The sequence below is a fragment of the Flavobacterium arabinosi genome, assembly GCF_048158725.1.
In the GTDB taxonomy this organism is placed as follows: domain Bacteria; phylum Bacteroidota; class Bacteroidia; order Flavobacteriales; family Flavobacteriaceae; genus Flavobacterium; species Flavobacterium arabinosi.
Genome location: NZ_JBLNKX010000004.1, coordinates 226,918 through 240,681, shown reverse-complemented (window position 1 = coordinate 240,681; position 13,764 = coordinate 226,918). Strand labels below are relative to the sequence as shown.

General features: G+C 33.2%; 15 protein-coding genes and 1 pseudogene. 2 read left to right on the top strand and 14 right to left on the bottom strand.

What is annotated here, in order from left to right; translation table 11 throughout:
- Window positions 1–44: 44 nt before the first annotated feature.
- The 12 genes and pseudogenes from ACM55K_RS10255 to ACM55K_RS10200 all read right to left on the bottom strand — a co-directional run bounded on the left by ACM55K_RS10255 (window position 45) and on the right by ACM55K_RS10200 (window position 8,738).
- The gene (locus ACM55K_RS10255; RefSeq protein WP_416850135.1) at window positions 45–992 is read right to left on the bottom strand and encodes an alpha/beta hydrolase; all 948 of its coding nucleotides are present in this window, start codon (window positions 990–992) and stop codon (window positions 45–47) included.
- A 2-nt stretch (window positions 993–994) separates the two neighbouring features.
- Window positions 995–1,336, bottom strand: coding sequence for a hypothetical protein (locus ACM55K_RS10250; protein WP_416850134.1), 342 nt, complete (start codon window positions 1,334–1,336; stop codon window positions 995–997).
- A 10-nt stretch (window positions 1,337–1,346) separates the two neighbouring features.
- Window positions 1,347–1,928, bottom strand: coding sequence for a hypothetical protein (locus ACM55K_RS10245; RefSeq protein ID WP_416850133.1), 582 nt, complete (start codon window positions 1,926–1,928; stop codon window positions 1,347–1,349).
- Window positions 1,925–2,203: a DUF2089 family protein gene (locus ACM55K_RS10240; protein WP_039109031.1), complete on the bottom strand. Its 279-nt coding sequence runs from the start codon at window positions 2,201–2,203 to the stop codon at window positions 1,925–1,927. Before ACM55K_RS10240 ends, ACM55K_RS10245 begins: the two co-directional genes overlap by 4 nt.
- A gap of 152 nt (window positions 2,204–2,355) precedes the next feature.
- Window positions 2,356–2,634, bottom strand: coding sequence for a DUF2805 domain-containing protein (locus ACM55K_RS10235; protein ID WP_035670363.1), 279 nt, complete (start codon window positions 2,632–2,634; stop codon window positions 2,356–2,358).
- Window positions 2,635–2,753: 119 nt separating this feature from the next.
- The gene (locus tag ACM55K_RS10230; RefSeq protein WP_416850132.1) at window positions 2,754–3,581 is read right to left on the bottom strand and encodes a sterol desaturase family protein; all 828 of its coding nucleotides are present in this window, start codon (window positions 3,579–3,581) and stop codon (window positions 2,754–2,756) included.
- A 45-nt stretch (window positions 3,582–3,626) separates the two neighbouring features.
- Window positions 3,627–4,235, bottom strand: a complete 609-nt coding sequence (locus ACM55K_RS10225) for an alpha-ketoglutarate-dependent dioxygenase AlkB family protein (RefSeq protein ID WP_416850131.1) — start codon at window positions 4,233–4,235, stop codon at window positions 3,627–3,629.
- Window positions 4,236–4,239: 4 nt separating this feature from the next.
- The gene (locus ACM55K_RS10220; protein ID WP_416850130.1) at window positions 4,240–4,593 is read right to left on the bottom strand and encodes a DoxX family protein; all 354 of its coding nucleotides are present in this window, start codon (window positions 4,591–4,593) and stop codon (window positions 4,240–4,242) included.
- Between the two features lie 61 nt (window positions 4,594–4,654).
- The gene (locus ACM55K_RS10215) at window positions 4,655–5,551 is read right to left on the bottom strand and encodes an EamA family transporter (RefSeq protein WP_416850129.1); all 897 of its coding nucleotides are present in this window, start codon (window positions 5,549–5,551) and stop codon (window positions 4,655–4,657) included.
- 56 nt (window positions 5,552–5,607) lie between these two features.
- On the bottom strand, window positions 5,608–6,777 hold the full coding sequence (locus ACM55K_RS10210; RefSeq protein WP_416850128.1) for a DUF1501 domain-containing protein: 1,170 nt from the start codon (window positions 6,775–6,777) through the stop codon (window positions 5,608–5,610).
- Between the two features lie 18 nt (window positions 6,778–6,795).
- A pseudogene (locus ACM55K_RS10205) lies at window positions 6,796–8,189 on the bottom strand (DUF1800 family protein).
- A gap of 144 nt (window positions 8,190–8,333) precedes the next feature.
- On the bottom strand, window positions 8,334–8,738 hold the full coding sequence (locus ACM55K_RS10200) for a DUF2721 domain-containing protein (RefSeq protein WP_416850127.1): 405 nt from the start codon (window positions 8,736–8,738) through the stop codon (window positions 8,334–8,336).
- Window positions 8,739–8,964: 226 nt separating this feature from the next.
- Between ACM55K_RS10200 and ACM55K_RS10195 the strand changes: the two genes are divergently transcribed.
- Window positions 8,965–9,429, top strand: a complete 465-nt coding sequence (locus ACM55K_RS10195; protein WP_416850126.1) for a hypothetical protein — start codon at window positions 8,965–8,967, stop codon at window positions 9,427–9,429.
- Between the two features lie 97 nt (window positions 9,430–9,526).
- On the opposite strand, the gene ACM55K_RS10190 is transcribed toward ACM55K_RS10195, so the two are convergent.
- The gene (locus tag ACM55K_RS10190) at window positions 9,527–10,261 is read right to left on the bottom strand and encodes a DUF3784 domain-containing protein (protein ID WP_416850125.1); all 735 of its coding nucleotides are present in this window, start codon (window positions 10,259–10,261) and stop codon (window positions 9,527–9,529) included.
- A 931-nt stretch (window positions 10,262–11,192) separates the two neighbouring features.
- Window positions 11,193–13,097, bottom strand: coding sequence for a molecular chaperone HtpG (gene htpG, locus ACM55K_RS10185; RefSeq protein WP_416850124.1), 1,905 nt, complete (start codon window positions 13,095–13,097; stop codon window positions 11,193–11,195).
- A 177-nt stretch (window positions 13,098–13,274) separates the two neighbouring features.
- Between htpG and ACM55K_RS10180 the strand changes: the two genes are divergently transcribed.
- Entirely contained in the window at window positions 13,275–13,748 is a 474-nt protein-coding gene (locus tag ACM55K_RS10180) for a lipocalin family protein (RefSeq protein WP_416850123.1), read from the top strand.
- Window positions 13,749–13,764: the final 16 nt, after the last annotated feature.

Genomic DNA, 13,764 nt, shown 5'->3' with positions numbered 1-13,764 from the left:
TTTATTTTAGCTGTTAGTCATTTAAAAACTGCTATTGTTACAGTTTATAATGATTTAATGAAAACAGTAATAGTACTGGTTAATTTTGGCGATACCGGTAAATTAGGATTGGTATAGGATTTCATATTTTCGGCATCATCACCCTTGATTTCTTTGAAAATGTGATTCATATTATCAATAATGACGAGTTCAGCATCAGGTTTTGCTTTTTTCAATAACTCCGCATCTGCAACATTGACTTGTAAATCTTTGGTTCCATTGATTAGCAATGCCGGAATTTTTAGCTTTTTGATTTCATCTTGCGGATTGTATTTTATCCATGAGATCATATACGGTTGAACGCTAGCTCTAAATAAAGAAGCTAACATTTGATTTTTTAGTTCAAAAGTTTTTCCGCTTTTAAGAATTTCAAGATCTTTTTTTACTTCTTCTTTTAGAAAAGGAGCTTGTTTCTCTATTTGCTCTACTAAAACAGCATCAATCGTTCTACCGGCTCCTTCCAATGAAATAAAAGCGTCGGAATTGTTATTTGCGGCTAGCATTCCTATTAGTGAGCCCTCACTATGTCCAGCAATTATTATTTTGTTATATTTTTTTTGATTTTTGAAATAACTAAAAACGTCTTTTGCATCATTGACAAAATCATCAAATGAAAGTGTCACTTCATTTACAGTTCCGGATAACATTTGAGCGATAATCCTTTTGTCATAACTGAAAACGGCAATATCATTTTTTACTAATTCTTCGGATAAGTATTTTGAAGCGTTGTTGATTAAACCTTTTTGGTTTCCATCTCTATCCGTAGGTCCTGAGCCTGCAATTAGAATAACTAAATTTGTCTTTTTGTTTTGTTTTAAAGGAGAAAACAGCGAACCTTTTATCAATGGATTGATGGAAATTTCTTCTTTGTTAAAAGGCTGAATTGCTGTTTTTGACTGAGAATGGCATACTATTGAAAATAATGTCAGGAATAAGAGTAGTGATTTTTTCATTTTTATTTAGTGTTTAATATCCGCATTGTTTCTTCTGGATTGGCAACTTCGATAATCAGTTTTTTGTAATAATTGTCTTTTAGTTCCACGATCAGGGCATTTTTTTTATTCATAACATCCCAAAAATTTCTGCCTTTTTTATAAAATGTCCCTGCGGTAATGATACCGGGAATTTCTGTACCAGGCAATCTAAAACCTTTCCAAAACGTAAACTCGTTTTTGTTTTGATACGCTCTTATTATGTTTTCTTTTGAAATGGTAATCTTACTTTCCATCGCCCAAATTTTATGGAGACCTTTTATTTCAAAAATAAATGTATCGCCATCTAATGTTACTGAAACCATAATTTTAGATTTATAAAAAATTAATAATTATTATTTTAGAAATAATTTCTGCAGCAACAATAGCTGCTATAAATAATAAGATATGCTTGGTTTCTTTTGCGTTTACGGCTGTTTTAAATCCGTTAAAAAGTAATGCGATGAACCAAATTAACGAAGCAATAATTGCAAATGACATCAGTAATAGATAGAAAATATCTGTACTTGAAAGTATGTTTGTTTTATTAGATTTCACCAAGTTTAAAATTCCTTGTGAAATAGTATACGCTTTATTATTTGAATTGAAGAAAGTAACAATGTAGTATGGAATTCGAGCAATCATACTTGTCAAAAAAATATCAATAATTCTCGTTTTTGGATTAATGATTTTGCCAACAATAAATAGTAAAACGGTTGTACTTAGAATATTAATCCCAATTTCTAAAATAGGTTGATAAAGAGACACTTTTTCTACAAAATGTAAATCAATAACTCCGTCAAAGCGTGCATTAAAAACAAAACCTAAATAACCACCAATTACGGTAAATGCTAATCCCACAATAATTAAAATCCTTTCCGAATATTTTTCGAAAGGATTGAATAGCAATGTTCTCATATTTTTTGTTTTAGAAGGCTTATTTTCTGAATGATATCATCTAGTTTATTTCTTACGGTAGGATAGCTGTTTCCCATTTGAGAAGCCATTTCTTTCAAACTGCCGCTTGTCATAAAAAATTGAAGAATAAAGTTTTGTTCTTCTTCAGAAATTTGAAGGAGTAGGGGTAAGGAATAATTACCTGAAACTATGGTTGAGCAATTTCCACAGCTAAGTTGTGTAACCGAAAGTGCATTTTCGCAACTTGGACATTGTATAGGGAGTTTTGGTTGCATACAGTTGTATTAGTATACAAATGTAAATAATATTTATATATTAATTAATATTGTTTATTTATTTATTAATATTATTAAGAAAAAGTGCTTGAGAATAAAATTTAAATCTGTCTAAAAAACAAAAAACTCCTGAATGATACAGGAGTTTTATTTTAGTCAAGTTTATTTTTTATGTAATATTTACCATCCAAATCTTCATCAAAATCATCTATTTTAACGGGTTTTGGTTTTGGCTTATTTGCAGTAGCTTTCTTTTTCCACATTTCAAATTTTTCTGCGGGCATCTTCTTTTTCATTATCTCAAGAACTTCTTTTTCAGCCAGACCAAATTCTTTTTTAATAATTTCAAAAGGATTTTTTTCCTCTAAGGCCAGTGTAACAAGTTTTTCTGTTTGTTCCCAGTTCAATTCTTTGCGGTTACTCTTTTTCATCACGTGAAAATTAATTCAAATAAGTTGTTAATGATTAATAAATGTCATTTCTAATTATATTCCAATATTAAGAAAAATAATAATTACTTGGTACCAAAAGGAGATTTTTTTTATTGTTTTTACTTGTTTTTTGTTGAACGGGGTTTTTGAAACGGTATTTTGAGCAAATTTTGGAGTTGGTTATGCTCTTCGGGCTTTGTATGGGTATCGATGCCGTAAATGATTTCTTCTTTTGGGAGTGTCATAAATGTACCAAAAATACGATCCCAAACCGAAAATATGTTTCCATAATTGCTATCAGTGTACGGCAACACATGATGATGGTGTACTTTATGCATGTCCGGAGAGACGATAAAATAACTCAGAATGGTATCTACTTTTTTAGGAAGCGAAATATTGGCGTGATTGAATTGGGTGGCAACAACAGATAAAGTTTGATAAAGGAAAACCATCCACATGGGACTTCCTACGATTAAAATACCCAGAGTGGTGAATGTGAATCGGATAACACTTTCTCCGGGATGATGTCTATTTGCTGAAGTGGTGTCTATCCATATATCGGTATGATGAATTAAGTGAAAACGCCATAGTAATTTGGTTTTATGTTCTACTAAATGCACCAAATAAGCGCCTATTAAATCCAATAAAAGTAAACCAATGATCATATAAAGCCATAGTGGCATTTGCGGAAGCCATTGCAAAATCCCAAAATGAGTTGCAATTGTCCAATCAGCAGCTTTTAATAAAATAAAAGCCAGACAGAAATTGACAACGATAGTCGTGAACGTCAAAAAAATATTGATACTGGCGTGATGCCATTTTTTATAGGTAAAATTAAAAAGCGGAAAGGCATTTTCTATCAACCAAAAAATAGTGATTCCACCTACAAGAATTAAACTTCTATGCGAAGATGGAATAGTAGAAAAATAGGCAATAATAGCATTCATAATTTGGGTATTTATTCAAATCTAATGATTTTTTGCAGAAATTATCTATTTGATTACCCGAAAAGTACCATTTATTCTGGGACCTAAGGGTTTAGCGGTTTTTGGAATTTGATGTTTCCAGAAATGCTGCGTGGTTCCTTTCATTAACAATAAACTCCCGTGTTCGAGAACGATACTTTTTTTCTGGTCTTTGTCGGAATTGTGTTTTAATTGAAACGTGCGTTCAGCACCAAAACTCACCGAGGCAATTACAGGATTTATCCCTAATTCTTTTTCGTTATCGGCGTGCCAGCCGTTACTGTCTCTTCCGTCGCGATACTGATTGAGTAAAACGGTGGTGAAAGTAGTATCGCAAACACTTTCAATTCGGGATTTTATCTTTTGCAAAAGTAAATTCCAAGGATGTGGTTGCATTTTTATATTCGAATAGGAATATGGTTTTCCTTCGTTTCCATATAAAGAAGTCAATCGAGGTTGCGGATGAATTTTACCAAAAACTCGAATTTCATCTTGTTGCCAAGGAATTTCATTTACCAATTCAGCATAAATGCTATCGGCTTCTTCTTTGTCAAAAAAAGCTGGATAATAGATAATTTCTGCATCTGGCAAATGTAGCTGTATCGGTTCTGAAGTGGAGTCAAATAGTGATTTCAATGTCTTAAATGTATTGGTAAGCCCAGAAAATTAAGGCTAATTGTAAAGGCATTCGTAGCAGTAAAGCCCATTTAGGTAAACCCATTCTTGCTTTTTCATTTGCATACATGTAAAGATGTGCTGGGAAAACAGCTATTAATAAGGCTATAATTCCCCATGCTCCGTAATTTGAGAGTATAGGAATACAAAGCGCTGTTCCCAAAAGTATTTCGGCAAAACCGCTTATGGAATTTAATAATTTTGGATTTGGAAAATAAGGAGGAATGATTTTTAGGTAAAGTCGGGGGTTTCTGAAATGATTCAATCCTGCTACTATATAAATAAAAGCCATTGCATATAAATGCCAAGGTAAATTCATAATGAAATTATTTATTACGAATTTATAAAAAATAGTGGAATTAATACTCTTGAATTGAAAATCAGGTTGTTTTCTTGAAATTGACATTCATGATGACAATAGCCAGAATTATTAAAACAATTCCAAACCATTGTATCGTATTTACTTTTTCGCTTAAAAGAAAGTAAGCCATTAGTACTGAAACCGGAAGTTCTAATGCGGACACAATGCTTCCTAATCCAATTCCGGTAAGCGGGAAACCGGCATTGAATAATAATGGCGGAATTACGGTTCCAAAAAGGGCCAGTACAATTCCCCATTTCATAAAAATATCAAAATTAAAGGGAGCGTTTTGTGTTGCAATTGCAAACCCAAAAACGATTATCGCTCCACCCAGTAACATAAATAAACTGCGTTGCGCTGACGAAACATGAGTTGCCACACGATTAGCGGTAAACATTGTTGTGGTAAAGGATGCCGCTGATAAAAGCCCTAATACGATACCGCGCCAGTCAAAATCGACTTTGCTCTGTATGAGATTCGTTGCAAGAGCCGTTCCAATCAATACGATGATTACGGATATGATTTTTTGTGTAGAAGGTGTTTTCTTTTCTAAAATCATTTCGAATAAAACGCCCATCCAAACCGTTTGCATCAACAATATAATAGCAATTGAAACAGGAATGTATTTGATGGCCAAATAATAAAAAACACTAGTCATTCCAAGAGAAGTTCCGGCAAGCATTAACTGAAAAACGTTTTTCTTGGAGGCTTTTACAACATCATTCCCTTTCTTAGCTTTTTGAAAAATATTGATCATCAACATTCCCAGAATTCCATATACAAACTGGGCAATTGTCACTTCGGGAGTGGTAAAACCTTCGCCATAAGCCATTTTTACAAACGTAGCCAGCATTCCATAGCTCGTAGCGCCAAGACCTACTAAGAAAACTCCTTTTAATACACTATTCTTTATCATTTATTCCATTTTAAAAAGCGGGTAAAGATAGGGTTTTGCGGTGATTTACGTCTTTCTTAAAACAGTCCTTCCAGCGCTTTGTTTCGTATTCCAATTTGAGAGGAATCAAAATCCAATTTGTTTTTCAAAAGGGAGGCATAAACGCTTCTAAAATCAATATCGTGTTTTAAATCGCCATTGTCTAAATCCGAAAGATTGGGGTTTTTTCCAATGATTTTTCCTCGGTTATTTCCTCCAATGATAAACATAGGAGCAGCAGTTCCGTGGTCAGTTCCCTTCCCATTGTCTTTTACGCGGCGACCAAACTCAGAGAAGACCACTATTGTTACGTTTTGTAATTGTTTGGCTTTTTTCAAATCTTGGTAAAAACTAAAAACAGCATCATTCAGATCCGTCAATTTATTTTTGTGTATGGAAAGTTGATTGTCGTGTGTGTCAAAACCGCCAAGCGAAGTATAATATACCTTTGAGTTCAGGTTTCCTTTTATCAATTTCGAAATCCATTCGAGGTTTTTTGCCAAGCCAGTTTTTGGGTAAATTACATCTGAAACCGCTGATTTTGATAATGCTTTCTGAATATCATCAGAACCTTCAACAACGGAATTGGCAATTTTTCGAACAAAATCTAGCTGTGGATTAGCGGATAATTGACTGTCGTTTTCCTGTTTGTTTTTTGTAATAAATCGATTGGGATCTTTTACGGTAATCGAGTTGGGCTCTTCTCCTTTCAACGCTAAATTATCAATGGAGTCAATGTTTATCCCTGCTGTGGGTTGGTGTTCCTTGCATTGCAAATCGAGATAACGACCCAGCCAACCTTCATTGAGATATTCCTGATTGGTTGGGGCGGTTTGCCAAATTTCCTGACTTCGAAAATGAGAACGAACCGGATTTGGATATCCCACATTTTGTATTACGGACAAATCGCCGCTTTGCTGCATACTGGCAAAACCTTTCAAAGCAGGATGAAACGCCATGCCTTTTGCGGAAGGTAGTGTCTCATTTTTTGAAATGGCAATTTTTGGACGCAAGTCATAATAGAGTGCATCTTCAAACGGAATAAAGGTATTCAGTCCATCATTCCCGCCATTTAACTGAACGAAAACCACGCATTGTTCCCCCAAAACCAAATTGTTTTGAGAGCCAAAAGAATATAAAAAATCAGGCAATAGGAGTGATCCTCCGGTAAATGTTCCTGTGAGTGTTAAAAAATTTCTTCTGTTCATTTTCTTGATTTTTAAATCTTAAATTAATTGGAATTCCGGTGTCTTCACCATAAAATTAAATAATCGCGTCACGGCATTTTCGGAACCTTCGGTTTTACTGTCGAAATCGTATTTTAATAATTTCTCAAAATCCTGCTGGTCGGTATCATCGGTTTGAAATAGTAATCGGTCTTTGAGCTCGGCAATGATTTGTTTGTTATTTCCTTCTTTATCCCAATACAGATTTACGTTTACCGGTCGATTTGGGTTTTGTTTCCTCATCATATTATCTTGATTCTCTTTTCTTCCTTGGCTTAAATTTCGACCATTACAAAGCAAATCAGCAACATTGTTTCGTTGTAAAAAAACTTGTGAAGTGAGCCACGAATTTCCGCCGTCCCATCCTTTTACATTGGGCTGGTTGAATAAATCCATTCCCTGATCTTTTATGAAATGCGCTATTAATTTTCCATTGGGATTTTGAATATGGAGTTCAGCTGTTAATTGCAAAATATATTCTAATGGATTTTTAATTTTGGAACCTGCATTGCTTTTAGTGAATTCTTCGGTGAAAATTTTAGTCAGAAGTGGTTTGATTTCAAAATTGACTTTCTTGAAATAATCACCATAATAGTGTACTAACTCCTCCTTTGGATTATCATAAATAAACCATTTTAAGATCTTCCGAGTGATTAAATAAGGGATTTTGGGCTGTTCGAAAATGGCATCGACCATTTCATCCAGTTTTAAATTGCCTTTTTTACCCAGATAACTGAAGCTTTCATTATCTTCGAAAAATTTTCTATAAACTGCATTTTCTTCCCCAATGCCAAGTCCTGCAAGACCTTTGGCTCCGTTTTTAATATCCTCTTCAGTGTAGTTTCCTATCCCAAGGGTAAAAAGTTCGAGTAATTCCCGACTTAAATTTTCATTGAGTTTGTCTTTTCTGTTGTCAACATTATCGAGGTAACGCACCATAGCATTGCTTTTAATAATTTCTTTGGTCAGGGTTTTGAAATTGCCAAAAGCATTCTCCCTTAAAATTTGATTGTGCTGAAAAGGCAATAATTCACTTTCACTTTTTGGTAAGTAGAAACAAAATGGTTGTGCCAGAAACAAGTCATTTTTTCGCGAAGCGGAAATTCGGTTTCGGCCATTTTGCCAATCCACCAAGCTTTCATTTCAAAGGAAGTTTGTACTTCTTTTTTGAGCATTTCTTTGGCTTCTTCAGGGCTTGATGATTTAAATTTTTTTCGAAGTTCTTTTAATTCATTAAATGATTTCGGACTGTTTTCCAGAAAATCAGGAACTTTCGAATCAAATTTTGTGGCAAAAGACTGTTCCAAGAAATTTTTTAAACCTGTTCTTTTAATGGTTTCCGCTTGTTTAGCTGAATATCCGAGTCGCAATGACCAAAGGGTGTGGTTGTTCATAATCTAAAGTGCTTGACAGTTGGACTTTGAAATTGAGAAAGGGTTTAATGCTTATAAAAAATGTTTCTAACTGGTTGAATTATTTGTTCTGATTTAATACCAAATAGTATCGCGTTTTTGTATCTGTGACCTAAATAGGTTTGCTTAAATGCCTTCTTTTTTATCCATCAAATCACTCAAATGCAATCGAAGTGCATCGACTGAAATATTAATTTCCCAAAACGATAAACCCAATGAAATGAGTAAACTAAATAAACTCAATCCAAAAAGATAAACGCCAAATATTTGCTGTTCTAAAAACAATAACAACATGGTAAATACCGACAGGAATAAACTCAAGACGCCCGCCATTTGCATGTAGCGAATGAGTGTTAATCGTAAGTTTAGGTTTTTAATTTCCAATAAAATTATATTGTTTTCTTTCTCCTTGTATACTTCTTTCAGTCCTCTTATGATGGTGGCTATCGTTAGAAACCGATTGGTATAAGCGAGTAAAATCAATGATGTGGCGGAGAAAAGCAGGGCAGGAGTTTCTATATTTAAAGTCATAATTGGGGCTGTATTTTTTTAATTAAAAATCTAAAGTAAGCAATTCGATTCTTTTTTAAATAAAAAAGGGCAAGAGGGATGCAAAGTTGGATGAATTGCCTATTTGCAGTATTTCGGTACTTTTTTAAAATATTACAACTTTTAGGTAGGGTAAAGTGCTTTACTGTTGTCTTACTATTGAAGTTAGCAATACAAACGATAATAACTGTAATTAAAATTTATAATCATGAAAACAATGAAAACCTTATTCGCAATATTTTTTTTGGGAACATTAGCAACAGTACAGGCACAAGAAGCCCGTGTAGAAAGTGAAACAAGTATAAATACCAATCCTGATAAAATTACTTATTATCAACAAAGGGGTAGTCAAGATGCCAATTATGAATTAACATTTAAGGCGAAAACTAAAGCCGAAGAAAAAGCCTTTTGGAAAGAGCAAAAAGCCTATGAAAAGGAGTTAAAGAAAAAGAATAGAAAAGCGTATCAGGCCTATATTGCCAGCAAGCAAGATGTGTATACCATGCATCATTCTCATTGTGATGCGCATTGCCACCACAGTGATTCCTTTTATGGTCACGCAGGATTTTATTATTATGAATATGATCAAAGTAATTATCAAAGAAGACCAAGCAATACTTCGGTAAATACACAGATAGGCGTACGTACCCCAAGCGTACGATTAGGCCTTTAATATATTGAAGTTTGCAAAAAGCCGTTTTTTCTTGTTTAGAAAAAACGGCTTTATTTGTATATAATCGTAATGGTATTTTTGCGACTTTGCTATGGAGCTATTTTTTATATAAAATGTCAGGCAAGGTTTTTTTTATTTCATTTAGCAATTTTTCGTTCGATTCTTCTTTTGCGGAGTAATAAATTTTCTTGCCATTAGATTTTGTTAAAAGAAGGTATGGCTTATTGTCAGCATTCAAAATCAGTTTAATTATTTCGTCTTTATCTGTTTTGAAATACCCTTTTTGAATGGTTCCAAGGGAAAATCCATTTGTTCTTCGAGTAATTTTTGGTTTTTCATCGACGAGTTCAATGCTTTTGATTGCTGTTTGGGGTAGAACTTCTCCATAACTTCCTTTAAATTCGATAGCTTTAGAATTAAAGATCAGCTTGTCTTCCTTAATGTCCCGTCCAAGAAATCCAATTATAAGGATCAAAGTCACAATCAGAATGAAAACTCCAATTTTATTCCCTTTTGTAGGGACTCCTGTAAAATATTTAGAACTGGTACAAATGAAATAAATGTATGCTAAAATCGGATAGACACCTACGAAAATTCCGCCTGCGTTTTCATGGATTAAATAAGTTAATAGTGTTCCAAACAAGAAAAAAGATACGCTTAGAAAGATATGAAACTTTCGAAAATAAGGGATATATGCTTTAATATCTACCTTCTTTCGCTCTTCTTCACTCATCGTATTGTACCCCGACAATAAGTATTTTGCATTATTTTCTGTTACAATAAATCCTATTGCCACAAAAAGTAAACTCATTCCAATTAATACGTACATCATTTTATTTGTATTTATTTATCTGATTTTGTTTGTGGACACGAGCGAGACGCTCGCGCTAGCTGGGGAAAATTATGTAAGACATAAATATTAGTAATCCCCAGGACAATACTAAGTTTGTAGAAATTATACAATTGCTTTTTTCATAATTTGCTTTAAGGAGATAAAATCCCAATAAATAAACAATAGGCTGAGTATATAATAGTAACAATATTCCTGCTCCAAAAAAACACAATGCAATCGAGATACTAGTTAAGATTCTAGCAATTCCAATTGAGTATTTTAATACATTATCACTTAGATACGAGCTATTATCAAACTGAAAAATAATTGAAATAATAATATTAAACACTGATAATGAGGTATTCATATTTGTTTTGGTTATTAGGTGGTATATAAAAAAAGAAATACACCATAGATTTATGATTCCAACTAAAATCTTATAACCAAATTTTATTTTTCTAAAATTAATTGCCGTGTAACTAAATGCTATTAATATTAGAAACGATATTATTATGATAATTATATCCATACTAGTTGTTTCATAATTCAATATTGGTTTGAAAGTGATTTTATTGATGTTTTTTAACCCTTGTTTGTATTTAAGAAAGATACGTTTTAAAAAGCTAGCGGGGAAGATAAAAATATAATTTTCACTGTTTTTTTGTAGATAATTTTGAAAAAGATCAGTATATTATCTTTTTCAAAGATATAGAAAAACTACAAAAAAGAACAGTGATTATAGAAAGTACTCGATATCCTTAGCCCCGATAGAAGTGAAAATCCTCTTGTAGAGCCATAGCGGAACAAGAGATTATAGCGGATAGCGGGAGGAAATGCTATTATGAAAAACCAATCGTTGTGCTCCTAAACAAAAAAGACCCGCAAGTTTTCACTCGCAGGTCTTGATACTTAATTCTTTTTTTCTTAATACTTACTTTATCATGTCAAAACTTCTTTTCACGAAAGCAGTTAAAGCTTCTCCTTTTAATAGGTTTTGTGACAATTTAGCTAAGTCTAGCGCTTGTTTTACCAAACTTTCCTGAGCTGATTTGTCTTCGGTAGTAAGAATGGTTGTAGCCAAATCTGAATTGGTATTCACAACCAAATTATACATTTCAGGCATATTTCCCATTCCGAACATTCCGCCACCGCCCCCAGACTGGCTCATTTCTTTCATTCTACGCATGAATTCTGGTTGCGTAATAATAAATGGAGCTGCTTGGCTGTCCATTGCTTCCAGTTGTACGGAATAGTTTTGTTTTGGAACTATAGTTTCTAAAACTGTTTTCAGGTTAGTTTGCTCTTCATCAGATAATTTAGAAATAGTAGTTTCCTCTTTCTTGATTAAATTATCAATATGGTCTGAATCGACACGTACAAAAGTCATTCCGCTGTTATCACCTTCGATTTTTTGAATTAAATGCGAGATAATAGGGGAATCAAGCAATAAAACCTCGTATCCTTTGTCTTTTGCAATTTCGATATACGAGTGTTGTGCTTCTTTATTTCCGGCATATAGAACAACCAGTTTTCCGTCTTTGTCAGTTTGATTTACAGCCAGTTTTTCTTTTAATTCTTCCAGCGTGTAAAATTTATCATCTACTGTAGGATACAAAACGAAAGCACTTGATTTTTCGTAGAATTTATCTTCAGAAAGCATTCCGTATTCTAAAACGATTTTAATGTCGTTCCATTTTTTCTCGAAATCTTCACGGTTTTCGTTGAATAAAGATTTTAGTTTATCAGCAACTTTACGGGTGATGTAATTCGAGATTTTCTTAACGGCAGCGTCAGCCTGTAATCCAGAACGAGATACATTCAATGGAATATCCGGTGAATCAATCACACCTTTAAGCATGGTCAAAAATTCAGGTACAATTCCTTCTACGTTATCTGTTACATAAACCTGATTTTGGTACAATTGAATTTTGTCTTTCTGAATTTGTAAATCAGATCCTAATTTTGGGAAATATAAAATACCGGTTAAATTAAACGGGTAATCAACATTTAAGTGAATGTGAAATAACGGTTCTTCAAATTGCATTGGATACAATTCATGGTAGAAATTTTTATAATCTTCATCCGATAATTCAGTTGGTTGTTTAGTCCAAGCTGGATTTGGATTATTGATGATGTTATCTATTTCAACTGTTTTGAACGTTTCTTCTTTATCTTCTGGTGCAACTTCTTCGCCCTTTTTTTGTTCAATTTTTTCCGTTTTTGTTCCAAATTTAATTGGAATAGGCATGAACTTATTGTACTTATTTAATAATTGACTGATTTTAGACTCTTCCAGAAATTCTAGAGAATCTTCGGCAATATGTAAGATGATTTCTGTTCCACGAGTGGTTTTATCAGCAGGCTCTAATGTGAACTCAGGACTTCCGTCGCACGTCCAGTGCGCTGCAGGTTCGTCTTTGAAAGATTTAGTGATAATTTCTACTTTTTCGGCAACCATAAAAGCAGAATAGAAACCAAGACCAAAATGACCAATAATACCAGAATCTTTAGCAGAGTCTTTGTATTTATCCAGAAATTCTTCAGCACCAGAAAAGGCTACTTGGTTGATGTATTTTTCTACTTCATCTGCAGTCATTCCCAAACCTTGATCGATAATGTGCAGTTTTTTGCCTTCTTTGTCGATTTTCACTTCGATAATTGGGTTGCCATATTCTACTTTGGCTTCGCCAATGCTTGTTAAATGTTTTAATTTTAATGTAGCATCAGTCCCATTTGAAATCAATTCACGCAAGAAAATTTCGTGATCACTGTATAAGAATTTCTTGATTAGGGGGAAGATGTTTTCTACCGAAACATTAATTTTTCCAGTTGTCATATTTTTGAATTTTTAAGTTTGAATTTGGAACTATTTACTCAAATAAGATACCAATTAAGAAGGAAGTGACAAATTGTCGCAAGCGTTAATTATGATATAAAATAATTTAATTCTACAACATTTTTGTTTCGTTTGCTTCGTATCTTTGTAAGAGTATTAATTATAAATTTTTAAAAGATGAAAAAAATTATTTTATTGTGCATATTAGCTGTTTCTATGTTTGCTTGTAAGTCAACATCAGTAACAGGTACTAATGAAAATACTAAAGCCCAAGTTGCAATGAAAGGAAACTGGGTAATTAGTTCAGTAACGTATCCGGGTTCGCAATATATCAAAGTGAATTCTTTTCAAATTGCTGATTCAGAATGTTTTGTTGGAAGTACATGGAAGTTCATTTCAAATAATAATAAAGGAAATATGGCTTTGACAAAAGCGGGTTGTACTTCATTTAGCTCACCGATCACTTGGTTTGTAAATAAAGATGGGCAATTTGTTCTAAAAGTTTTAGACGCAGGTATAAAAGCTAAAAAAGTTAGAGAAGGATATATCCTTATGGTAGCAAACCAAACAGCTACTTCTTTTCAATTGATAGATAAAATTGATGTAGGCGGAAAGATAACTGACGTGGTTTACCAATTTCAAAAAAACTAATTACATAAAAAAACAG

Bases quoted from the DNA above. Each gene is read 5' to 3' on its own strand.
- ACM55K_RS10255 (WP_416850135.1), bottom strand. From the start codon at position 992: ATGAAAAAATCACTACTCTTATTCCTGACATTATTTTCAATAGTATGC.
- ACM55K_RS10250 (WP_416850134.1), bottom strand. From the start codon at position 1,336: ATGGTTTCAGTAACATTAGATGGCGATACATTTATTTTTGAAATAAAA.
- ACM55K_RS10245 (WP_416850133.1), bottom strand. From the start codon at position 1,928: ATGAGAACATTGCTATTCAATCCTTTCGAAAAATATTCGGAAAGGATT.
- ACM55K_RS10240 (WP_039109031.1), bottom strand. From the start codon at position 2,203: ATGCAACCAAAACTCCCTATACAATGTCCAAGTTGCGAAAATGCACTT.
- ACM55K_RS10235 (WP_035670363.1), bottom strand. From the start codon at position 2,634: ATGAAAAAGAGTAACCGCAAAGAATTGAACTGGGAACAAACAGAAAAA.
- ACM55K_RS10230 (WP_416850132.1), bottom strand. From the start codon at position 3,581: ATGAATGCTATTATTGCCTATTTTTCTACTATTCCATCTTCGCATAGA.
- ACM55K_RS10220 (WP_416850130.1), bottom strand. From the start codon at position 4,593: ATGAATTTACCTTGGCATTTATATGCAATGGCTTTTATTTATATAGTA.
- ACM55K_RS10215 (WP_416850129.1), bottom strand. From the start codon at position 5,551: ATGATAAAGAATAGTGTATTAAAAGGAGTTTTCTTAGTAGGTCTTGGC.
- ACM55K_RS10210 (WP_416850128.1), bottom strand. From the start codon at position 6,777: ATGAACAGAAGAAATTTTTTAACACTCACAGGAACATTTACCGGAGGA.
- ACM55K_RS10200 (WP_416850127.1), bottom strand. From the start codon at position 8,738: ATGACTTTAAATATAGAAACTCCTGCCCTGCTTTTCTCCGCCACATCA.
- ACM55K_RS10195 (WP_416850126.1), top strand. From the start codon at position 8,965: ATGAAAACAATGAAAACCTTATTCGCAATATTTTTTTTGGGAACATTA.
- ACM55K_RS10190 (WP_416850125.1), bottom strand. From the start codon at position 10,261: ATGATGTACGTATTAATTGGAATGAGTTTACTTTTTGTGGCAATAGGA.
- htpG (WP_416850124.1), bottom strand. From the start codon at position 13,097: ATGACAACTGGAAAAATTAATGTTTCGGTAGAAAACATCTTCCCCCTA.
- ACM55K_RS10180 (WP_416850123.1), top strand. From the start codon at position 13,275: ATGAAAAAAATTATTTTATTGTGCATATTAGCTGTTTCTATGTTTGCT.